This window comes from Myroides sp. C6-3, assembly GCF_050522425.1.
Classification (GTDB): Bacteria; Bacteroidota; Bacteroidia; order Flavobacteriales; family Flavobacteriaceae; genus Flavobacterium.
In genome coordinates, this window is record NZ_JBMVQP010000021.1 from 1 (window position 1) to 23,715 (window position 23,715).

Here is a 23,715-nt window from a genome sequence, read left to right on the forward strand (position 1 = left end):
GTGATTGACGGGTGTGATTGACGGGTGTGATTGACGGGGGTGATTGACGGGTGTGATTGACGGGTGTGATTGACGGGGGTGATTGACGGGTGTGATTGACGGGTGTGATTGACGGGGGTGATTGACGGGTGTGATTGACGGGTGTGATTGACGGGTGTGATTGACGTTATTTCAGAAAAATCTACCGTTATCTGTTCACTGATACCTGATAACTGTTTACTGTAACCTCCTAACCAACACCTTCTTCCCTTTGTTTTTAAAGCAATTACTCTGATAAAATCACAACAATATTTCTCTGATAAGGGACAAATACTAGGATATAATGCAAAAAAAAAGCAAACATGTATTTTGTTTTTACAAAAGTACTTGTACTTTTGTGTGTGAGGTTTGAAAAAAATACACAGTACTTACTTGTGTATACTTATTTTAAGATATCATAAAAATATTAGTGGGGACTAAATATATTATACTGAAATTCTTAAAAAACACAACCCCTTCGATAGCCTCAAACTTCGCTATGCTCTCGAAGGGGTTTTTTATTGGGGATGATCTATGAACGGTGAACAGTTAACGGTGAACGGTTAACGGTGAACAGTTAGCGGTAGATTTTGCTACAATAGCGTGTATTTTCTTTACACGAAAATCAACAAACCACGAGCAACCAACAAAAAAACAAAACAAAAACGCTAAAAATAAAAATTAATAAAAGAATAGTAGTACCTTTGCGCCTATTTTATTATTTATATGAACAATTTCGAACTATTAGGTCTAAATGAATTGCTACTATCTGCAATTAATGATTTAGGATTTGAGAATCCTTCAGAGATCCAAGAAAAAGCAATTCCTTTATTATTAGAAAAAAATACCGATATTGTTGCGTTAGCCCAAACAGGGACTGGGAAAACCGCAGCATTTGGTTTTCCGCTTATTCAGAAAATTGACCTGTCTAAAAAACACACTCAAGCGTTGATCTTATCACCAACGCGTGAGTTATGCTTGCAAATTGCAAATGAAATCAAACAATACTCTAAGTACGTAAAAGGACTTCATACAGTGGCTGTATACGGTGGGGCGAGTATTACAGAGCAAGCAAGAGAAATCAAACGTGGTGCACACATCATTGTAGCTACTCCAGGTAGAATGCAAGATATGATTAACCGCGGTATGGTTGACATCAAACATATTGAATATTGTGTGTTAGATGAGGCAGATGAAATGTTGAATATGGGGTTTTATGAGGACATCACCTCTATTTTAGCTGACACACCAGAAGACAAAAGTACCTGGTTATTCTCTGCAACAATGCCTGCTGAAGTAGCAAGCATCGCTAGAGAGTTTATGTCTAACCCTGCTGAAATCACAGTTGGACACAAAAACCAAGGTTCTACAAATGTTAGTCACGAGTATTATTTAGTTTCTGCTAGAGACCGCTACTTAGCGTTAAAACGCTTAGCAGATGCCAATCCAGATATCTTCTCTGTTATCTTCTGTAGAACGAAGAGAGATACACAAGCGATTGCTGAAAAATTAATTGAAGACGGTTATAACGCAGCTGCTTTACACGGAGATTTATCGCAAGCACAACGCGATGCGGTAATGAAAGCTTTTAGAGGGAAGCAAATTCAAATGTTAGTTGCTACTGACGTTGCTGCACGTGGTATTGACGTTGATGATATTACGCACGTTGTAAACTACCAGCTTCCGGATGAAATCGAAACGTACACACACCGTAGTGGTCGTACAGGACGTGCTGGAAAATCGGGGGTTTCTATGGTAATCATCACCAAAAGCGAGGCTCGTAAGATTTCTCAAATCGAACGCATCATGAAAACGAAATTCGAAGAAAAACCAATTCCTTCTGGATTGGAAATCTGCGAAATTCAGTTGTATCACATTGCTAACCGCATCAAAAAGGTAGAGGTAAACCCTGAGATTGAAACCTTTTTACCTTCTATTACGGAGTTATTACAGGATTTAACGACGGAAGAATTAATCAAAAAAGTAGTTTCTGTTGAGTTTAACCACTTGTTAGAATACTACCAAAAATCGTCTAACAGCTTGACGAATGTTGGTTCAGCTGGAAGATCTTCTAAAGAAGTTCCTACGGATGGAGCGGTTCGCTTCTTCTTAAACTTAGGGGCAAAAGACGGTTTCGATTGGATGAGTTTGAAGGATTATTTGCGTGATACGTTAGAATTAGGTCGCGATGATCTATTCAAAGTAGACGTAAAAGAGGGATTCTCTTTCTTTAATACGGATGCAGAACACGCAGATAAGATCATGTCTATCTTAAACAACGAGACGTACAAAGAGCGTCGTGTGAATGTTGAAATCTCAAATAACGACGGCGGAAGAAATTCGGGCAGAAGAGATCACAACAGACGTGGCGGCGGTGGTTTCCGTTCTGAGCGCAGAGATCGCGGAGAAAGAAGCGACAGACGCAATGATCGCTCTTCGAGCAACCGTTCAGATCGCGGTTCTCGTTCTTCATCTGATCGCAACGACAGAGGAAATAGAACAGACCGAGCGCCAAGAAATGAACGCAGTTCTTCTAGAAGAAGTGGTGACAACAGCGCACCAAGACGTCCTAGAAGAAGTTAATCTGTTAATTTTTTTCAAATAAGATATAAAACTGTAAAATATCCACTATTTTTAAGCAATTATAAAAATGATGAGAAATTTTACAGTTTTTTTATTTACATGCCTACTCTCCTTTGCCGCTTGGAGTCAACAAGGATCACAAGTAAAAGGTACAATCTACAACGACAAATCTCTTTTGCCCGCTGATGATGTTAATGTGATTAACACTACGCAAGTGAAAGGTACCGTTAGTAAACGCGATGGCTCTTTCGTTATCGATGCCAACCTCAATGATTCTATTCACTTCTCTTTTCCGGGTTATTTGCCTATCAAACTAAAGGTGACGAATGACTGGTTAAACAACGAAAACTTAAAATTGTACTTGACGGAACAATCGATCGAATTGGCCGAAATCTTCATTAAGAAATACGACTTAACGGGTATTCTTGAGGTAGATACCAAGCTCATCGAACTCAACGATAAGCTTCAGGTTGACTTTTACAGACATCAGAGTATGCCTACGTATAATATCGCCGTTGGTAGTTACTTTAGTCCCGTTGATGCGGTGTATAACCTCTTCAAAGGAAAAACCAAAGAGCTCAAAAAAATCGAAAGCATCAAGGAAGATCAAAACATGATTGCTCTAATGCAAACGCGTTATGATCGAGAGATCGTTTGTGGTTTGTTGGGTATTACACAAGAAGATATCATCAAAACGCTTAAAAACTGCAATCAAACCGATCGCTTTATTTATACGGGTACTGATTTTCAGATTTATCAAGCCCTGAATGAGTGTTTTGAAAACTCAAAAATATTGGTCAGAAAACAAGCAAATACATCCAAGTAAGGGGTGTATTTTTTTTGTGGTTTTCTTCTTGAACTTACTCGCAAAAGCAAAAAATAAAAAGTATTTTTGTAGGCAATAACTACACATAACTAATTTAATTCTCGCACTAAAATGAATATCATTTTAAAATCTGCCAAAATTGTAGATCCTAGCAGTTCTTTCCACAATCAAACTGTAGATTTACACCTTAAGAATGGAAAAATTGAAAAAATAGCGAATTCTCTTGTTGTAGAAGAGGCACAAGTGATTCAATTGGATCAATTGTGCATTTCTCCAGGGTGGTTTGATACCTCTGTTTCTTTTGGTGAACCGGGTTATGAGGAAAGAGAAACGCTACTTCACGGATTAGACGTAGCAGCGCGAAGTGGATTTACTCAAGTAGCGATTGAATCAAATAACAATCCCATTACTGATAACCAAAGTGTTGTTAGCTTCATTAGACAAAAAGCGATGGGTCAAACAACGGAAGCGCTTCCTATTGGAGCCCTTACGGTAAAAAGCGAAGGAACCGACTTAGCCGAATTATACGACATGAAAAATGCAGGTGCTGTTGCTTTTGGGGATTACAAAAAAGCAATTGACAACGCCAATGTCTTAAAAATCGCACTGCAATATGTACAGGATTTTGATGGATTAGTAGTGGCTTTTGCTCAAGATAAAAGCATCAAGGGCAAAGGTGTTGTTCACGAAGGTATTACAAGTACGACGTTGGGCTTAAAGGGCATTCCTCCTTTAGCTGAAGAGTTACAGGTGGCTCGCAATTTATTCTTACTGGAATATACAGGGGGAAAAATGCATATTCCCACGATCTCATCGGCTAAATCAGTTGAACTCATTCGCGAGGCTAAAGCAAAAGGTTTGCAAGTAACGTGTAGTGTGGCTGTACATCAATTGATCTTGACAGATTCGAAATTAACGGAATTCGACAGCCGCCATAAGGTATCGCCTCCGTTGAGAGATGAACAAACGAGACAAGCGCTACTTGCTGCTGTTCTCGACCATACGATTGACTGTATTACCACCGATCACACGCCTTTGGATATCGAACACAAGAAATTGGAATTTGACTTAGCTACATCGGGAACGATCGGATTGGAATCTGCTTTTGGAGCGCTAAATACTTGTTTGCCGATTGAGGTAATTGTAGACAAGCTAACTGCAGGACGTCGTATCTTTGGTCAGGCAGAAGCCAGAATTGAAGAAGGACAAGCAGTCAACTTAAGCTTGTTTACTCCTGCGGGCAGCTGGACGTTTACCAAAGAGGATATTCGCTCTAAATCGAAAAACTCAGCTTTTTTAGGCGAAGCAATGAAAGGGAAGGTATATGGCGTTATCCGCCAAGACAAACAAACATTTAATTTTTAGTTCAACTAAAAACAATTTATATTTTCAAGTACTATGATCAAAACATTTACTGCCAAAGAAATTGAAAGCGGAAAAAATATGGCAATCGCCTCTCACCTAACTATTCTAGGTTGTATGATTGTTATCTTTATGAATATTGAACCCAAAAATAGATACACTGGATTCTACATCAAACAAACCTTTGGTTTGCATTTGATGTTCTATGTATTCGGGTATTTTGTATCGAATGTGGATTCTCTATTGGCAACGGTTCCCTTCTATCTTTGTTTTGTAGTTTTGTGGTTCTACAGCTTCCTGGGCGCACTTCAAGGTGATGTTCGCGCATTACCAGGCGTTGGTAGTTACTTTCAAAAATGGTTTGACAAATTATCGGCATAACTATGGAAACAGCATTATCAATCAATTACTTGATTCAAGAACCTAAAGTAAAAAAAGATAAAAATCCGTTGATCGTCTTACTACACGGTTATGGTAGTAATGAAGAGGATTTATTTTCTTTTGCAAGCGAACTCTCTGAGGAGTATTATATTGTATCCGCACAAGCGCCTTACCCTGTTCCGCCTTATGGCTATGCTTGGTATGCGATTCACTTTGACGCAGATGCCAACAAATTTTCTGATGATCAACAAGCGATTGAATCTCGTGATTTAATTGTTCAATTTATCGATGAGTTAGTTCAGACATATCCTATTGACAGCGCTAACATTAACTTGGTAGGGTTTAGTCAAGGCGCTATTTTAAGCTATGCCATTGCACTTTCTTATCCTGAAAAAATCAATAAAGTAGTTGCACTAAGCGGATATTTTAATGCAGCTATTATTAAAGAAGGGTTTGAACAAAATGACTTTAGCAACTTGCGCTTTTTTGCCTCACATGGTACAGTAGATCAGGTCATTCCGGTGGAGTGGGCCAGAAAAACTTCCCCTATTTTAGAGGCACTTCGCGTTCAACATCAATACAAAGAATATCCCGTTGGCCACGGTGTTCATCCACTAAACTTCGCCGATTTTAAGGCGTTTTTAGGATAGGTTTGTTCGGTGAGAGGATGAAAGGAGAAAATTTTCGTCTAAAGAATAAAAACAAAAAAAACAATCCTAATTAAAGGATTGTTTTTTTTTGTTTCTGTACTTTTTTCGTTTTTAGAGCAAGTAAAACCGTTAACTGTGTTAACTGTTCACTAATAATTAATCTGCACCCATCCCGTGCGTTGTTTTCCGTGTGAAATGACAATATAGTAATACGTTGCAGCGGGCAATTGATTGCCGTTCTTATCTTTCCCTTCGAATTGGTTGGTATAATTTTCGCCATGTGCATACACTTCCCTTCCATTGCGGTTAAAGATCTGAATCTTAGAGATTCCGTGATTACTTAAGTCAAAAGTATCATTGATACCATCGCCATTAGGAGAAAATCCTTTGGGAATTGGACAGGCTTCAAAGTTGATTACAAAGCTACTTTCATCCCAACAATTTACAGCATTAGGTCCATTTTGCGCATAGATGTAGATTGTAGTTGGCTGTATAATTTCCTCACCTGCTTGTAAGACTTCACCTCCCCCCCTTGGGGCCGTGTGATAGCTATTATTGGCTGACAATTCTGGCAAGAAAAAGCGCTCACATTGGATATTTTGATTGTCTATTTGATCCGCTACCGCAGCTTCATAAATCGTCAAGTGAACCACACTTTCACCATAACAAGAGGAGCCATCCTCACTTTTGTAAATGTAGAGGGTTGACGTTCCTAGTACCTCATACAGATCTCCAGCCTCATAAGCGATTCCCTTTCCTGTAGGTTGAGAAAAATAGCGTTCGCCTTCTGCCAGAGTAGGCAATACATAACTTTCACATGCCGTTATCGCAGGTAGTTGCGTAACTACAATAGGCGCAATACGCACTGCGTCAAAGGTGAGTATTTGCGTGCAATGCGTCAATTTATTCAAAAGCTCCACATAGACCGTTTGACGTGTTTCAACTGTAAGAGGGCCTTGAATTTCTCCAGTAAGATCGGCGTTTTCAAAAAATCGCACCTCAAACTTAGCTTCACTTTGTTCCCCTAATAACGCTCCCAGTAGTTCTCTTTGCTCAGTGAGTTCAATCTGAACTTTATTATCCGGATCAGAAGTACTTCCACAAGCGTACACATCAGGCAGTTCAATAGCTGGGAAATCTTCTTTTACAAATTTGAACACGCGTTCTACAACGAGGTCATCTCCCTCACACATAGCATAAGTTGCTCGCGCAGTATACGTAGTAGATTCCGTTACCTCAACCTCTATTTCCGCATCCGCTGAATAGAAAACATTGTCTTTATACCATTTAAAATCCACAGTAGATTCCCCATCCGGTGTAAATCGCCACGCTTCATTTGAAGCTGTCCAATCGCCAGTATTTCGATTCTCCGGAGTATAAGCTAGCGTACCCTCGCCATTTTGAATACCAATCAAACCATTGCCATTATTGTGTCTAGGGTTTGCCTCAGGATTGACAGGTACAGGCACTGTAGGTCTATTTTTGACATAGACATCGATACTATTTGTTCCTTCATACAGGACAATTTGTGAGGTTTGTGTACTGCCTTCAATATCATTTATATCATAATAACGATCGTACAATCCCATATGATAGATATTAAAGACCAATGCCCTACAAGGATAGGTCCCTAAAATTTGATAGTTTATAGAAAAATCGTCAGGAGAAGCAGAAGGATCTAAATCTTGCATTACTCCAAAGATAGCATTGAGGAAAGGAGCATTCTCCTCTTCAGAAGCAAACGGAATCGGTTGATCAAAAAACCAAGAACTAAACGATTCCGGTTGATACCTTCCCCCTTCGACTTCGTCGGCTATACTAAAAGTAATAGCTCCATTCGTAGAAATCAATACACTGTTGTATGACTGATCAAAAAAGCAAAAATCAAACCCAAGCGCAATGCGTTTTGACCATTCATCATCGATGGTTAGATCGACCATATCACCTCCAATAAAAGGGAAAGGCGGATTGTATTCAATGGCTTCTACCTTATACATATTTGTTCTTTTGCTATTGAAATAGCTGACATTTAGTTTTTTTGTTACAGGCCCTTGCTCACAGATTACATACGTATTGCTTTCATTAGTAGGCGTTCCTTCTATTCCACCCTCTAAATCAATACAAACAGGAGGAATAAAATAAGAATACAGCGTTGGTCCGACCCAGATTGCTTTATCGTCCCCTTCTATGGCCTCACAAATAGCACGAACATAGTACACAAAATACTGTCCTTCTTCAACATCCTCGAGCACTAAATGTGGATCCCCTTCCACCACAATACCAGGCGTTGCAGCATCAGGAGCAGGATTCCCTTGCAGCGTAGTAAACACTTCCCATTTCGTTTCATTTCCTTGAGGCGTCCAAGACAAACGCATTGCATTAGTATGACTCACTCGTTCCGCTATTGGATTTTTCACACTGAGACAAGTAGAGACCGACACCCTAACATTGTCAATAGCAGCAGGCGGTTGCAGTCCTCCTTCTTCCTGATTTATCCACTCAAAAACAACGCGAATGACTTCCCCTTGATTCTCTCTCACATCAATAACCGCAGCGGCTGTTTTCCAGTCAAAAGAGGCCCCATAATAAGGTTGCCCGACGAGCACATGAGTTTCATTTACTGGCAATACCTCCCCACCAGTCGGAACAGTTGAGTTTGGCACTTTGAGTACTCTAAAATAATCTTTGGGATTATTTCTACTAATTTCCCCTTCTGCCATCCAGTCGAATGTTAGCGTGAGTTCCTCAGCATCAACAGGCACTACAATATCTCGATATACATGAGAAACAGAAGCTTCTTGAACATTGTACGCATAATTTTGTCCTTGATTTTCAGAGATATAGACCGCTTGAGTTCCTTGATTGGCAATTGCCCCCCCTCTGGTCCAAGCATTGATTTGCCCTACATCTACACTCCAGTCCATCCCATCCTCAAAACCATCCGTAAAAGGCAGATCCGCGGGAACCTGCTTTGTAATAAAGTGAATAGGCTCAATCCAAAAACCAGTAGTTCCATCCCCACAGCGAGCGCGTACCCAAACATAATAGCGAGTATTTGCCTGTAAATCAGTTAAGGCCAATGAACTTGTAACATTCGCATGGGTTGGCGTTGTCGTATCTAAAGGAGGAACAGCAGTAGTAGCGACATAGACATCGTAGTTGGTTACCCCATCAGCTGGGTCCCAACTAATTTCAGCGCCATTTTGCGTTATTTCCGTTGCGGAAGTACCAAAGGGCTGCGGACAATTAGCCGTTTTCACTACAAGATTATCCACCACAGCAGGCGGTTGATTTCCACTAAAACCCAAATTGATCCATTCGAAAATCAAACGCGCCTGTTGTCCAGCAAAAGTGCGGATATCCGCTCGAACCTCTGAAGATACAAATACGTTCGAATCAGTAAAACTCAGCTCTTGTCCCAATTGAATATGGCGATCATCACCTCTTAGCTCACGACCTGCAACAGGAACATAAGAAATGGGAACAAGCCAGATCTTAAATTGATCCGTATTCGCCTCACCCCTATTCCTCCAATCCAATGCTACAGCTAGATCACTCGCTCCCTCTGGGATAATGAGATCTTTAAACACATGAGATACCTGTCTTTGATAGCGATCATAGTGGTTACTTAGCCCCCCATCATCCGTAATATATAAAGCATGCGTTCCGCCGTTGTTCACAGCTTCCCCGATGATCCAAGTATTAATTGCATCATTACTCCATCCAAATAGAGGTTCATCCTCAAAATCTTCCACATAGGGTAAGGCTACCGGAACTAGAGTCGTTCTAAAAGACACAGGACCTGCCCAACTTGAAAAGACATCCCCCGTGGCCGTGGTACATTTCGTACGTACATAAACCTCGTAAATCGCATCATTTTCTAACCCTTCAGCAACAAATTCAGGGCGTTCCACCGCCACTCCATCTTCAGGCACATCACTCCCCACAGGCAGAACAGCCACCTCCCATTGCAGCGATGATTCACTTGCCGTCCATGCAATTGTTGCCGAATCCGCATCCACCTCGCGAACCACAAGATTACGTGGCAATTCGCACGCAGGTATATCTTCAATTCGCACGTTGGCGATCGATACTAATCCCCCTTGATTTCCCCCAGAAGGGATATGCCAAGCCAGCGTAATATCCCCAATAAGAGGATTCCCTTCCTCATCTACTAGAGGCACAACTTCTTCTGTAAACACCAGCGAATTATAGTTAGCTACAGGCACTAAAGTATGCGTAAATTGAGTAACAGCAGCTCCAGTATTCGAATACAGAATCCTAAAAGGATCTCCTTCAATAACAGCACCCGCTTTATACGAATAGACTAGCTGTTGATTTCCCGTTAGCTTCACTGTAGGCGTAATCAACCAATCGTCATTTACACCCCCACTACCACTGCGATCAATCATAGCAACTGGCATAAAATAATCAGGTTGAAGTCCACCCTCTACCATAAGTTCAGAAAACTCCCATGTTGCATTCCCTTCATTATTCGCTACCCTCGTCCAGCAGTCTCGGCTTAACGATTCAAAAGAAAAATCCTCAACAAAAGGCAGTTGATCTATCACCCCACAATCGATCGCTGCGATTGACAACGCGCGAACAGCCGCAGGAACAGTACCCAATCCCTCACCTTGATTTACCCATTCCAATACAATTTTGACTGGCGTACCAGCTAAAGGTCCCAATTCGACCAAAGCATTTTCACGTTGAACCATCCAACTATTTTCAAAATAAGCAAAAGGGCTGATCTTCATTCCTTGACTATTTTCAGCCGTAATAGGTACATTTGCAGTGGGAACGAACGCTTGAGGTACAAGCCAAACCTGAAGGTAATCCCTTCCTATCAATTCACCCCGTTCTTCATCAAAAATACTATACCCACCACTTACCCAATCGAAGTGTACTCTAACCTTATCAATGCCACTGGGTAATTGAAAACTTTTATAAGCATGAGAAACTGCTGCTTCATCATTCACATACGCAAAGGTATCAGCCCCCTTGCTTACATACAAACCCACGCTTTCTTCCCCTTCAGCCAAAAAATCCTCAGGAAAGCCCGAGAACCATTGATTAACAGTTGAATTAGAAAAGCTCCAACCCGCAGCATTATTTTCAAAATTATCTTCAAAAACAAGAAGACTTCGAAGTGTTTGATCATATGCAAGTGCCGTGTTGCTTTGAACCACTTGCTTATTCCCTTGCTCTGGTATCCACCAAGACAAAGAAGTAGAAGCAAATGCAAGAACTGGTAAGACCACAAGTACAATACCTATCCAACTTATTCTTTTATTTAACATAAAGTATTCCTTAGGATTAATATTTCGTTATAGCAAAAATAAGTAAAAGAAAAAGTACAAAAAACACACTATTTTAACTTAAATAAACAAATCATAAAGAATTATCGATAAAAAACATATAAATGAAACTAATTCAATAAATTAAAAGATAAACGAAAGAAGAAGAATCCATATTTAACACCTACAAATTTACGCCCCCTTCATCAATAGGACTATCCCCCTACCCATCAACTACTTACAGACCCTAAAAGTCGACATTTTGCGATTTTTAAGCCTTAGGACTATTCCGTAAAACAACAAAAGCTTGCGTCTAGATCAGACGCAAGCTTTTGGTATTTTATCTTTCGGCTAGACTTAAAAATAACGAGAAGAGCTCGATACCTTTTTAGACAAGAAAATGTCGTATAAGACCATAAATTCACGAGATCCTTTAGCTGCTTTATTGATATCCGAAGTAATATAATCATAAGCGTAACCCACGCGAAGTTGAGGGGTAACGCGATAGTTGATCATTCCACCTACAGCATCTTCTAAGCGGTAGCTCATACCCGCTTCGATTTTATTTTGGTACATTACATTCACGTTCACATCAAAAGACACCGGGGAGTTCATCGCATACTTGATCATGGTAGAAGGTTTCAACTTCCAATCGCGATCTAAGTCAAACACATATCCCCCATTTAAGTACATATGGATTTCGCGTTGCCCAAAGTCTTTACCATCGTAATTGAGGTAGTATTCTTTAATCAAGTTGGGCACACCTAAGCCAATAAAATAGGTATCTGTATAGTAATACGCCCCAATACCGGCATTAAACAACGTTGATTTGCTATCTTCACCAAAAGCGGGATCATTGGGGTCAAGGGTATATCCATTTCCGACATCAGAAAACAAAAACACCAACCCTAAAATAAAATACCCTCAACATTATTATACAAATAAACAGAAAAACAGAACAACGTTATCATAAAACCCAAAAAAACACAATAAGCCAAATCTCATATAGCTAAAATAAAGTTATTATTTAACACAACATAGCTTTCCATTTACACCTTTTTCTCCACATAATGGAGGAAAAAACCATAAAATAATCAAACTAAAACACCCAAAGGCTTATTTTTTTCTAACATTCCATCCTTAACAAGGGTATAAAATAGGATTAATAGTTACTTTTGTTTGAAATGATAAAAAGAGATGACAGAACAGAATAAGGATCATTCAAACGTACACCGCAAACTAAAAGCCCGTCACTTAACTATGATAGCCATTGGAGGCTGTATTGGCACGGGATTATTTATGGCTAGTGGAGAAGCCATTCAACAAGCAGGACCAGGTGGTGCTGTACTTGCCTATCTTGCCATTGGTATCATGGTGTATTTCTTAATGACCTCTTTGGGAGAAATGGCTACCTATCTACCAGTTTCCGGTTCATTTAGCACCTATGCCTCTCGTTTTGTTGACCCTTCTTTAGGTTATGCCTTGGGGTGGAACTACTGGTTTAATTGGGTGATTACTGTTGCTGTTGACGTTTCCATAGCGGCGTTGGTTATTTCGTATTGGGAGCCAATGAATTTCTTACCGCCTTGGGCGTGGAGTTTGGGCTTTTTCCTTATTATTGTTGGACTCAATACCCTTTCCGTTAAGGCTTATGGAGAATCAGAGTATTGGTTTGCCTTTATCAAAGTTGTTACGGTTGTTATCTTTTTACTCGTAGGTCTATTGACTATTTTTGGTATTATGGGGGGAGAATACGTTGGTTTTACGAATTTTACGATTGGCGATGCTCCTTTCCTTGGGGATGGATTTTCCGGTAAGTTTCTCACCGTTTTAGGAGTATTTTTAATTGCGGGCTTCTCTTTTCAGGGAACAGAGTTAATTGGCATTACGGCAGGAGAGTCTGAAAATCCAGAAAAGAACATTCCAAAGGCAATTAAGCAAGTATTTTGGAGAATTTTAATTTTCTATATTCTCTCTATTTTCGTCATTGGATTACTCATTCCTTATACAAGTCCGGCGCTTCTAGGTGCGGATATCACAGAAATTGCAAAATCGCCCTTTACTTTAGTCTTTGAGAAAGCGCATTGGGCCTTTGCAGCCGCCTTGATGAATGCAGTTATTTTAACGTCTATCTTATCCGCAGGAAATTCGGGTATGTATGCGTCAACGCGTATGCTATACGCTATGGGGAAAGACGGGATGGCCCATCGCTCATTTGGAAGAACAAATAAACAAGGCGTACCCATCATTGCCTTAGTAGCGACAGCGCTTGTTGTATTGCTCATCTTTATTGTGCAATCTATAACACCACAAGCGGTGGACTTTATTCTCGCAGCTTCAGGACTTACGGGATTTATCGCTTGGTTGGGCATTGCAATCAGTCACTACCGTTTCCGAAGAGCCTATGTTGTTCAAGGAAACGACACCAATCGCTTAGTCTACAAAGCTAAACTTTTCCCTTTTGGTCCCATCTTCGCCTTTGTGCTTTGTTTGTTTGTGATCATCGGTCAGGATAGTCAAATGCTGTTTGAAGGGGTGGTCGATTGGCAAAGAATACTCATCACGTATATGGGAATTCCCTTCTTTTTATTCTTCTATTTCTATCATAAATTGAAGTTTAAAACCAAGGTAATTCCGTTGAAAGACGTCGATTTGACGAAGTAGTTTCTCCCTTGTATAGCTGGCCTTTTCCTTTTTGTAGAATGAAAAGGCATCGTTTCCCTGCCTTTTACGCGCTAGAAAAACACGCATTGATACGGGGAGGAAGAAGAGCTATTCTCTCCTATTTTTTGTGATTGACAATGAGAAAAACCAAGTCTTCTTTGCTTTTAGCCTCGTTAAAAACACCTTCGTGAAACAGGTTTAATTTGCTCAACAGCTGCAGCAGTTTCCTTTTTTCATTGGTACTGAGGTTTGCGTTTATCATTTGCGCAATTTGTTGTATTTGACGCTTATTGCGCACCAACTCAAGTTGCCCTAAGTCTGTAATTTCAACAATTTTACTGCGTTTATCCGTTTCAGAATCTTTTTGTACAACAAAGCCTAGTTCAATTAAACGTTTAATAATTTGCATTCCGGTCGGTTTTTCTTGCGTACTCTTTCGGATTAACTCCATCTTCGTCATGCCACCATGCACCCATAAATTTATTAAGAAGATCAAGTTATCATGCATAAAAAAAGGGCTTTCTATCAAATGAGAGCGCCAATACATTTTAGCATAATTCGCAAGTTTAAAGAACGAAAGAGTAATATCTTGTTCTGGTGTGATCATTAAATCCCCAAATTCTTCCACTTCTTCCCCTTCTTCCTGTAGGTTGTGTTTATCGTAAACCCATTGCTTAAATCCCGTTATATTAGGAGTATATATCGCAAATAACTCATCTTTCGTTTCCTTTTCAAATTCGAAAAGAAGATGCATAAAATCAAGTAATAATTTGTGATTCATTTTAACTTAAATATATATATATAACATAACGTTAGTAAGGAAACTATTGTGCCAAATATATTAATTTAAACGTATTTTAGAAATTATCGTATCATCATCTTTAAAAAAAAAACACCTTCTAATTGCTAAGACATCGTCAATTTAACAAAAGAATATGTAGTTATTCCCTTTGAATGTTCGCATTTTAAGAACTTTTTGGTCGTATCCATTTTTTACAAAACCGTGCATTTAGAAGTAAATCTTCTAAAAAAAATGATTTTACCTTTCCCCTATTCTGTGTTTTGCTTTCCACCCTCCTCATTTTTTTTAGCCTATTCTTTAACTAAAGACAGCTCAAGAATATTGGTCACAAAACATAAAAGCCCTACCTTAGTGCGCATTAAAATTAATCTCATCACAGCATGAAAAAAATACAATTACTTGCCCTAGCCTTCCTAACTGGTCAGCTACTATTTGCACAACGCAATCTTACCATGCAGGAGGCGACCTTAGGACAGTACACTTCTTTCGCTCCGGAGAACTTAACACAACCGAGTTGGAAAGATATCAATGCTTTTTCCCATTTAAACACCAAACGCGATAGTTTATTTGTTCGCACGCAGGTAGCCAATTGGACACCTACTTTTTTATTCAGTGCCACAGATTTAAATCAAGCCTTAGCACAGTCTATCACAGAGGCTAAGTTTAACCTGAGGTCTCTTCCTTCGGATCTCACATGGAAAAACGCAACAACAGCAACGTTCTCGGTACTTGATTCAGATAAAAAGTACAAGTGGTTGTTCCACTATACACCTGCCGATCAAAAAGTAGCGCTTATTCAAAAAGTACCTCGTACAGGAGAAGAATCTATTTTATCGCGAAACAAGGAGTATGTAGCGTGGTTAAACGGCAATAATATTGAAATTTCCGACAAAAAGGGGCAAGTGAAAGCCGTAACACAGGATACAGATCCAGCCATTGTAAACGGAAGTTCGAATACCCACCGCAATGAATTTGGAATTAACAAAGGGATGTGGTGGAGTCCGAAACAAGAACAATTGCTTTACTATAGAAATGATCAATCACAAGTAACGAATTACCCCTTAGTACAATGGAATTCTAGAGTAGCTGAGAACAAGGATATTAAGTATCCGATGGCGGGTATGACGAATGAGCGTGTTAGCCTTGTTGTTTACGATGTGTACACCCAAGCTAAAGTAACCTTACAAACGGGAGATCACGATCAGTTTTTAACGATGGTTACTTGGGATCCTTCGGGTAATTATGTTTATGTAGGTGTTTTAAACCGCGAGCAAAACCACTTGAAGCTCAACAAGTACAATGCAGCAACGGGAGGATTCGAAGGAACCCTATTCGAAGAAAAGTCATCAACCTATACAGAGCCGTCCCAAGGCATAGTATTTAATCCAACAGACAGCAAAACGTTTATTCATTTCTCAGAAAAAGAAGGATATCGTCAGATGTACCTCTATTCTACCGAAGGGAAGCTGATCAAATCGCTAGGTCATGAATCGGTGATTGTAGAGCATTTCTTTGGATTTGATCCTGAAGGAAAAAACATTTACTATACGGGGGTTACAAATCAAGGATTAGATCGTCAGTTGTTTAAGGTAAATATTAAAAAAGGAAAAACAGAACAAGTGACCACTGTTTCAGGAACCCATGACATCTTGTTTAACCAAGATAAGAGTCTGTTCTTAGACCGGTTCAACAGCTATGACGTTCCCAATCAAGTCTCTGTTGTATCGACATCCAACCAAAAGGAGACTATTCTATTAACGGCTAAAAATCCGTATGACGGTGTGATTAACCTTCCCAAAACGGAAGTATTCACCTTAACCGCAGCGGATGGCACAACACCGTTAAACGCGCGTATCATTTACCCGGCAAACTTTGATGCAAGTAAACGTTACCCTGTTATGGTTTATGTATATGGAGGCCCCCATGCGCAGTTAATTACCAATACTTGGTTAGAGGGCTCATCCCTGTTCTTTCACTATATGGCACAACAAGGTTATCTTGTTTTCACGGTAGACAACAGAGGTAGCTTCAATAGAGGACGAGATTTTGAACATATTATTCACCGTCAATTAGGACAGCAAGAAATGGCAGATCAAATGCAAGGCGTTCAATACTTACAAAGCTTACCATTCGTTGATCAAGAGAAAATCGGTGTTTACGGCTGGAGTTTCGGAGGTTTTATGACGACGACACTATCGGTTAATTACCCTTCTATTTTTAAAGTAGGTGTGGCCGGTGGACCTGTTATGGACTGGAAGATGTACGAAATTATGTATGGCGAACGCTACATGGACACGCCTGCTGAGAACCCAGAAGGTTACGAGCGCACAAGTTTGTTGAACAAAGCCCAACAGCTAAGCAACAAGCTTTTGATTATTCACGGCGCACAAGATCCTGTGGTTGTACAACAGCATTCGATGCTTTTCGTAGAGGCGTGTATTAAAGCCAATAAGCAAGTCGATTATTTCTTATATCCAAGTCACGAACACAACGTAAGAGGACTAGATCGCGTGCATTTAAACACTAAAATTGCACAATACTTTTTTGATCACTTAGCAAAACCAGCCCAATAAGAACCGATAGGTTCACTTTGACATACAATGGGGAAATCATAGTGATTTCCCCATTTTGCGTTTAAAAAAGAGCCTGTATAAAAAATTATACAGGCTTGACAAACTAAAAAAACGCATCAATCCTTATTCACTGGAATAAGTAATCTTATTTTTATTCGCTAGCAAAGAAACAGTTCTAGCGATTGTGCCTTTACCGAAACGAGTTGACTACTGGTATAGAGCAAATGAAAAACAAGTTCGTCATCTACCCTTACTGCTGTTAATTCGCTTTGTTCACTATATTCTTCAAGGAGTTCTTCTAAACTATCGACATCCGCATAATAACAGGCATTGAGCCATACGATATATCCTTTCCATCGACCTTTGGTAATTTCTGCGTATTGATTTCCCTCGTGATCCTGTGCAAATACAAACAAAAAATCCGCGAGTATAGAATCTTCATTTCGCTCAATGACATCTAAAGAATCGTCTAAGCCATTGAGGGTGTACCACTGCATGACCGTAGAGAAATTGGCAACCCCTACAGTGGGAGAATCTAGTGTTAGTGTACCTTTTCCTTGGCTTTGCACCAGGAGTAATTTTCTCATTTCTTCTGAAAAGCCAAAACGCGTTTGCAACTTATTGACTTCTTTGCCAATAGAAAGATTAACTCCTACATCTACAAAAAAAGCATGTGTATAATACTGTTCCATATTTCACTTTTTTGATCAACTAAATTTCATCAAAAAAACAATAGGATCAACGGTTAATCCGTATGATAACCATTTGATAACACGTCCGTAATAAAGGAATTCAACTATAGTTTATGTTTTTTTTTTAATCTGCTCAATGAAAGCAGAGGGCGAAATGCCCTTAATACGTTTAAAAGTGATGGTAAACCGACTGTGAGAAGCAAATCCACACAAGTCTGCCAAGTAGCTAATTTTATACTTGAGCATTTCTGGATTGGCTTGAAGTAATTCCACGATATAATTAATGCGCAGGGTGTTAATATAGCTCGAGAAGTCTTGGTGCTTATGATGTTTAATCACATAAGATACATAGCGGTGATTGACACCAATCTGACTAGCGAGTTTACTCAGGGATATCTCGTGTTTTAAAAACCCCTGTTGCCTTTCGAAATGCTGGATTCCCGTTAAGATGAGATCCTCCATTTCCTTAGAAATATAGTTGTGATCAACTGTACCTTCGCTTTTATTTTCTTCGACCCCACGTTCTTCGACCGAAGGCAAAAGCGGAGCAACATCACCTTGTACACGGACAGCTTCCTGTTTCATTTGCTTTCTTCTATAGTAAAAAGCAAAAGACAAGAACAACAGAATACCCCCACCAATTGACAGACTGTACCCGACGTATTTTTGATACGCTTTACTGAGCTCATCTTCTTTTTCATAGTAGGATTCTACTAGATAATTGGAAATCTTTGCTTGAACACTTAATTCTTGTTCGACAAGTTTGACGTATTTTTCGTTGTACAATACAAAATTTTCGGCATCCCCAATTTTTTTGGCATACGTAGACAGCGAAGCAAAGACCTGCTTTTTTAGGGCTAAGAAATCCGACTGTTCTGCTACTTGTTGTGCCTTATGAAGGAAAAGAACCGCTGTTTCATAATCTTGGTTCAGCAAATGAGCCATACCTAAGTTATTGTAAATAAACCCTTTCAATGGACTTTCAGGTTGATCAGAAACCGCTAATTCCCGTTGTGCAAGCTCAAGCGTTCGAATTGCCAATACATACTCACGCATTTTGATGTAATTCTCCCCAATTAATTGATCCGTACTTGCGAGGTAGAACGATCTCCTTTCTGGCAGCTCTATTTTTTCAAACACTTTTCTCCCTGTATCCAAGGCTAAAAGCGCATCAGAAAAACGCAAGCCTTTCATGTGATAATAGGCTTGTTCTTGTTGTAAATTTCCCTCGAAGATGGTTAATTCTACAGGATCACTTATCTGTTTACTCCAGTTTTTCGCTTTATTTAAGGCGATTTTCCCTAGGCTTTCAATTCCATTCTCCCGATAAAGTGTAGATAAAGATCCCTGGATTCTCGCTTGTAAAGTAGCATTTTTTGTATTTGTAGCTAGGCTATCAGCCTTTTTCAACGTCGCGATAGCTTGATCTCGAACCCCATATTGTCGTAGTAGTGATGCTTTGAGTAAATAAACTTCTATTTGTTCTGCTTCCGTGGTGGTTTTCTTTTTTAAATCATGGATATGTTTAAAAACATTTTGTGGAGTTGAAGTTAGGATCACTTGTGTGGTGTGTTGATAGAGGCTATCAAACGCATTATTTTGGGGATAGCCAATATTCGTAATCAGCATACAAAATAGTATTCTAAAGTTCATCAAATCGCAATTTTGAAGCAAATTCAAACGGGTATGCTTCTATTAATTAAAACGGAATTTACAGCTAGCAACATTTGCCACTTTAAGCGTCTTTCTATCTTTTCCATTCAAAAGTGATAGCGCTAAAGCAACTCAAAAAAGCCTATGTAAAAACATAGGCTGAATATCAAACACAAATATAGTAACACAAAATCAAAATGGGGACCGGATCATATATACAATACAGTATTTATTACTACTATTCTCACCGTGTTCTTATTCTTACTCATAATTTTGTTATTTTACTAACAATAAAATACCTGCAGTATTTACTTTTACAAATATTTAACAATCCTTCGTTAAAGTAAAGAAACACCCTTTACGAATTGCGCCATACAACAAAGCAGCAACTCATCAATATCGTGATTTTCAACCTTTTATTTCTTTATTTTTTTTGCGCTCGTTTGACTTTTTAACCTTCCTATTTTTAGGCTATATCCGTTGCTTTTCTTCCTTATAGCGAGCGGATATCCCCTATCGTTTATGCGATTTTCACACCTATTTAACCACTAAACAAACAATAAGCAATCCTTTTCCCCCGTTTTATATCCTATATATTCACTAAAAAATGTGTATATTTAAGTAAAACTAAAAACCCAAGCTATGAAAGAGACCGAATTAACCCCATCGATTGAGTTGTTTCTCCAACAACAAGATCCCATTGTTATGCAAGTGTTCGCCATTTACAAAAACAATACCACCCTATCTCCGTTATTTCTCACTCGAGATGAAACACTGCATTTAAGCAGCTTATACTCCAAACAGTTGGTCAAACTCTTGGATAAGAACAAAAATAAAATGGCTGCTTCAGTTGGTTCAATCGAACAATTGTACTTCAACAAAGACACCTTTATTACAGAGGATCACCTCTTAGACAATAAAGGTTTGCCGTCGATTAACTATTTGCTCATTGAGTTAAAGAAGGAAAATCAAAAAATAGTACTCTTAAAAAAGGTAACCCACAAACAATTGATAGAAGGTCGACAACACGCGATTGCGGCATCCTTTTCCCATTTGATCAAACAGCGCAATGTTTTGGATTTAACGCCAAAAATTCAGGCGATTTCGATCGATAATCACACTTTTATTGCGTAGAGGAGATTCGATAGGAAGTGGATTATAATCGATCTGCATAAACGAACCAACTTCGATTGCCGTCAGTGAATAAGATTTCCAATTTACGGCTATGCAATCGGATGTAGTTGGTTTCATTTGCATGGAGGTTGATGAGATCCCCTTCCTTATTTTTTTTGACCACCACTTTTGCAATAGTTGGGATAGAATCTGAAAATATAAAACTCATTTTATCCCCAATTTTGATTGCTCTAATTGTCGTTGTATCCCGTTGAACCGTGTAGGCTTCCTCTTCAAACACCGCTATACCGAGGTAGTTTCCGATAAAAAATTCAGTAGTAGCTGGTTCAGGTTGAACCAAGCAAGAAAAGACCATCCACAGCAAGAAACATCCGATACATACCCAATTAAAAAGTATACTTATTCTCTTTTTTAAACACATCATCTATTGTACTTTCAAAAACCCATACAAATAGCATACTAAAGTTTAATTTTTACACTAAATTTAACATTTATCACCCTTCTACCACCTTTTTTTTATTTTTTCGTTTCTAGGTTGTAATTTATTGAAAATGCAAAGCCTATCGGTTTTTTTTTAAGTATATTTACCTTAGATTCTACTTTTCTAGATAAACAAGGACAAAGTAAAGGAGAAGCTATTTTTTCTACAGCAAGAGGAAGGACTATTAATCTAGTTAGATCTTGACTATTTCACAAAAAAGTTACAGCTTGCATGAGCTAGTTTTAATTCGAAAATAAAATGCGCAAACAAGAAACCACTCCCAATAAAAAGAAAGAAGAGACCAAAGCAAAGGTGCGAAAAGTTTCTTCCGGACCAATCCGAGATAAATCTCGTACGATGAAAAAAATGATTGCTGCAGTTGGCAAGGTTTTACAAAAAAATGGTTATCCGGCGTTGACTGCTCCGAATATAGCTAAAGTTGCTGGTGTAGACAAGAAGCTTGTTTGGGCCTACTTCGGTGGTGTGGATAATTTAGTAGAGGAATACATCAATCAAAAAGATTTCTTCAAGAGCAAAGCCAATAACAACGTCGAGCATTTACTTACACATCCTGATAAATTAACGCAACACGATATCAACGAATTACTCCAAAGTCAGTTTGACACTTTACTCAAAGATCGCGCTCTACAGCGCATTATTCATTGGGAAATTGGCGAATACAACGAAATCTTGAGAAAGATTGCCGATTCGAGGGAAGACCTTGGCGAGCTTTTATTCTCTAAAACGATTCCGTTCTTTGAGCATTCCTCTGTAGACATCCGAGCGCGATTAGCCCTTGTGATCAGTGGGATTTACTACCTCACTTTACACGCCAAAAACAACGGAAGTAAATTTTGTGGTATAGATATCAATACGGAAGAAGGGAAAGAGCGAATTGCTCAAGCGATACAGGAGCTGATTTTTGATGCATACGAAAAAGCAAGTAAAGAAGTATAAAAAAAAGGGTGATCCTTAGACACCCTTTTTTTATATCCTTATTCTTTATCCATTGCTTTTCTAATTTCTTCTTGCACAGCTTCCCATTTCTTGGTTAGTTCTGCACTGATCTTACTACCTCTATTTTTTAGTTTTTTCAGCTTTAATCCGTAGATAACGCTAAACAAGCCTAACGTCATGATAGAGAAGGCCGTCCAATACACAATTGTAAATGCCCCTGCTTCTAGATTGGTCATCATGAAGATTGCAAATAGCAAACCTAGAATACCAAAGAGCACCATAGCCGAGATTCCCTTCACTCCATATCGATTTAATTCGACCGCCATACTCAAACTGCGCACTGAGCGGAAAAGCAAGATACATCCTACATAAATCGGTAAAACTTGAAGTGTAATCGCTGGTTTACTAAGTAAGATGAGTCCTAGCACTACATCGACAATACCTGAGAATAATATCCATCCCCAACCATCTAATTCTTTTCTGTTACTCAAGGCAAATGCAACTTCCGCAATTCCGGAAAAGAAGAAAAGCCAGCTAAACAACAGCGCTAAAGAGAGGTAAGACGCAACAGGCGTCATCATAATAAAGATTCCTGCAATAATAAATACAACACCTAAAATAACAGGAAGATACCAATGTTTGATATTTTGCTTGATACGATTAAAAATAATACTGCTCATATTTTCTTTTCTTTTAAAGGTACAACTTTATTACAGGATGTGAAACTATTTTTAACCATTCGCACTTTTTCTATAAAAAAAAAGAATTACATTCTAATTTCACTTCAATAGGGAATTTTTAATCGCGTTCTACCACTTCATAGGGTACTACTTCAAACGAAGGAGAAAGCGCTTTTAATTCGGTATTTCGATCTTTCTCTTCCAGACCGTGAACCCCTACTAAATCGCTAACTATATTGTATAGGTTCGTCGTGGAGATTGGTTGTTTATTGCGTCCAGTTCTTTTCGCGCTGATTCTCCAAGCACTACGACAATTGTTTACAAGCCCGTATCTTCGACAGAAAAACGAGGGTAAACGAAGCGTTGTTTTTTAACCTTTGCCAGTTCACTGATAAAGCGATTAGCCTCATAAAAAGAAGCCCCAACAACTTGTTTCGCAAGTTGTTGGGGGGGGGGGTATAGAATTAAGTATTATTTTGTTTTTGATCGAATAAAAATCATACAAATTGCAGTAGTTGCAACCCCCATCATCAGAGCGAGTAGAAACCCTTGTTTTGCATAATTAGAATAATTAAAATACGTAGCAGCATCCGCTTCTGAGGCATAGTATCCCAACTCAACGGATCGCTTAATGACAGTAGGGAAAAATGCAGGGGTAATTACAAACGTGGTCACCGCTTGAGTTAAAGGGCTTAAAAGTGCGATAACCAAAGAAATCACAAAACCCGCTAGCATCCCTTCGCTATAAGTCATATCCCCACCGTAAAAGTTTTTCTTTTTATCGCGTAGCGCAAGTACCATAACAACAAGAGCAGGAATAGCGAACAAGTTGGTTAGATACATGTGGTAATCAATATACGTGCTGTGTAAGCCCGTTAGGCGTTCCAATAACATCCACAACAAGCCGACAAGTGAAAAAATAATACCCCACTTAATTTCAATGCTAATTTTTTTCATTG

Annotated in this window: 17 protein-coding genes; 9 read left to right on the forward strand and 8 right to left on the reverse strand. The window is 39.1% G+C overall.

Going from position 1 to position 23,715, the window contains the following annotated elements:
- Window positions 1-744: 744 nt before the first annotated feature.
- The 5 genes from ACPDG9_RS09910 (at window position 745) to ACPDG9_RS09930 (ending at window position 5,820) form a co-directional block, all read left to right on the forward strand.
- Window positions 745-2,601, forward strand: a complete 1,857-nt coding sequence (locus ACPDG9_RS09910) for a DEAD/DEAH box helicase (RefSeq protein WP_430527600.1) — start codon at window positions 745-747, stop codon at window positions 2,599-2,601.
- A gap of 67 nt (window positions 2,602-2,668) precedes the next feature.
- Entirely contained in the window at window positions 2,669-3,427 is a 759-nt protein-coding gene (locus tag ACPDG9_RS09915; RefSeq protein WP_430527601.1) for a carboxypeptidase-like regulatory domain-containing protein, read from the forward strand.
- Window positions 3,428-3,538: 111 nt separating this feature from the next.
- Window positions 3,539-4,792: a dihydroorotase gene (locus ACPDG9_RS09920; RefSeq protein WP_430527602.1), complete on the forward strand. Its 1,254-nt coding sequence runs from the start codon at window positions 3,539-3,541 to the stop codon at window positions 4,790-4,792.
- 33 nt (window positions 4,793-4,825) lie between these two features.
- On the forward strand, window positions 4,826-5,170 hold the full coding sequence (locus ACPDG9_RS09925; protein WP_430527603.1) for a hypothetical protein: 345 nt from the start codon (window positions 4,826-4,828) through the stop codon (window positions 5,168-5,170).
- A gap of 2 nt (window positions 5,171-5,172) precedes the next feature.
- Window positions 5,173-5,820 (forward strand): alpha/beta hydrolase, encoded by a 648-nt coding sequence (locus ACPDG9_RS09930; RefSeq protein WP_430527604.1) that lies wholly within the window; start codon window positions 5,173-5,175, stop codon window positions 5,818-5,820.
- A gap of 149 nt (window positions 5,821-5,969) precedes the next feature.
- Here ACPDG9_RS09930 and ACPDG9_RS09935 read toward each other — a convergent pair whose 3' ends face one another.
- Together ACPDG9_RS09935 and ACPDG9_RS09940 are read right to left on the reverse strand one after the other, a co-directional pair.
- Window positions 5,970-11,123, reverse strand: coding sequence for a gliding motility-associated C-terminal domain-containing protein (locus tag ACPDG9_RS09935; protein ID WP_430527605.1), 5,154 nt, complete (start codon window positions 11,121-11,123; stop codon window positions 5,970-5,972).
- A gap of 354 nt (window positions 11,124-11,477) precedes the next feature.
- Complete coding sequence (locus ACPDG9_RS09940; RefSeq protein ID WP_430527606.1) at window positions 11,478-12,023, reverse strand: PorP/SprF family type IX secretion system membrane protein; 546 nt, start codon at window positions 12,021-12,023, stop codon at window positions 11,478-11,480.
- Window positions 12,024-12,317: 294 nt separating this feature from the next.
- Between ACPDG9_RS09940 and ACPDG9_RS09945 the strand changes: the two genes are divergently transcribed.
- Window positions 12,318-13,784 (forward strand): amino acid permease, encoded by a 1,467-nt coding sequence (locus ACPDG9_RS09945; RefSeq protein WP_430527607.1) that lies wholly within the window; start codon window positions 12,318-12,320, stop codon window positions 13,782-13,784.
- A gap of 118 nt (window positions 13,785-13,902) precedes the next feature.
- On the opposite strand, the gene ACPDG9_RS09950 is transcribed toward ACPDG9_RS09945, so the two are convergent.
- Window positions 13,903-14,565 carry a MarR family winged helix-turn-helix transcriptional regulator gene (locus tag ACPDG9_RS09950; RefSeq protein ID WP_430527608.1) on the reverse strand — a complete coding sequence of 221 codons (663 nt, stop codon included), beginning with the start codon at window positions 14,563-14,565 and terminating at the stop codon, window positions 13,903-13,905.
- A 401-nt stretch (window positions 14,566-14,966) separates the two neighbouring features.
- Here ACPDG9_RS09950 and ACPDG9_RS09955 point away from each other — a divergent pair, with 401 nt between their 5' ends.
- The gene (locus ACPDG9_RS09955) at window positions 14,967-17,159 is read left to right on the forward strand and encodes a DPP IV N-terminal domain-containing protein (RefSeq protein ID WP_430527609.1); all 2,193 of its coding nucleotides are present in this window, start codon (window positions 14,967-14,969) and stop codon (window positions 17,157-17,159) included.
- A 158-nt stretch (window positions 17,160-17,317) separates the two neighbouring features.
- On the opposite strand, the gene ACPDG9_RS09960 is transcribed toward ACPDG9_RS09955, so the two are convergent.
- On the reverse strand, window positions 17,318-17,851 hold the full coding sequence (locus ACPDG9_RS09960; protein ID WP_430527610.1) for a hypothetical protein: 534 nt from the start codon (window positions 17,849-17,851) through the stop codon (window positions 17,318-17,320).
- A 111-nt stretch (window positions 17,852-17,962) separates the two neighbouring features.
- Window positions 17,963-19,504 (reverse strand): helix-turn-helix domain-containing protein, encoded by a 1,542-nt coding sequence (locus ACPDG9_RS09965; RefSeq protein ID WP_430527611.1) that lies wholly within the window; start codon window positions 19,502-19,504, stop codon window positions 17,963-17,965.
- 642 nt (window positions 19,505-20,146) lie between these two features.
- Between ACPDG9_RS09965 and ACPDG9_RS09970 the strand changes: the two genes are divergently transcribed.
- The gene (locus tag ACPDG9_RS09970) at window positions 20,147-20,638 is read left to right on the forward strand and encodes a hypothetical protein (RefSeq protein ID WP_430527612.1); all 492 of its coding nucleotides are present in this window, start codon (window positions 20,147-20,149) and stop codon (window positions 20,636-20,638) included.
- A 22-nt stretch (window positions 20,639-20,660) separates the two neighbouring features.
- Here ACPDG9_RS09970 and ACPDG9_RS09975 read toward each other — a convergent pair whose 3' ends face one another.
- The gene (locus ACPDG9_RS09975; protein ID WP_430527613.1) at window positions 20,661-21,062 is read right to left on the reverse strand and encodes a hypothetical protein; all 402 of its coding nucleotides are present in this window, start codon (window positions 21,060-21,062) and stop codon (window positions 20,661-20,663) included.
- A 315-nt stretch (window positions 21,063-21,377) separates the two neighbouring features.
- On the opposite strand from ACPDG9_RS09975, the gene ACPDG9_RS09980 reads away from it, so the two are divergent.
- The gene (locus tag ACPDG9_RS09980; RefSeq protein ID WP_430527614.1) at window positions 21,378-22,076 is read left to right on the forward strand and encodes a TetR/AcrR family transcriptional regulator; all 699 of its coding nucleotides are present in this window, start codon (window positions 21,378-21,380) and stop codon (window positions 22,074-22,076) included.
- Window positions 22,077-22,114: 38 nt separating this feature from the next.
- Here ACPDG9_RS09980 and ACPDG9_RS09985 read toward each other — a convergent pair whose 3' ends face one another.
- Entirely contained in the window at window positions 22,115-22,756 is a 642-nt protein-coding gene (locus tag ACPDG9_RS09985) for an HdeD family acid-resistance protein (RefSeq protein ID WP_430527615.1), read from the reverse strand.
- A gap of 471 nt (window positions 22,757-23,227) precedes the next feature.
- Entirely contained in the window at window positions 23,228-23,713 is a 486-nt protein-coding gene (locus ACPDG9_RS09990) for a DUF4199 domain-containing protein (protein ID WP_430527616.1), read from the reverse strand.
- Window positions 23,714-23,715 lie beyond the last annotated feature (2 nt).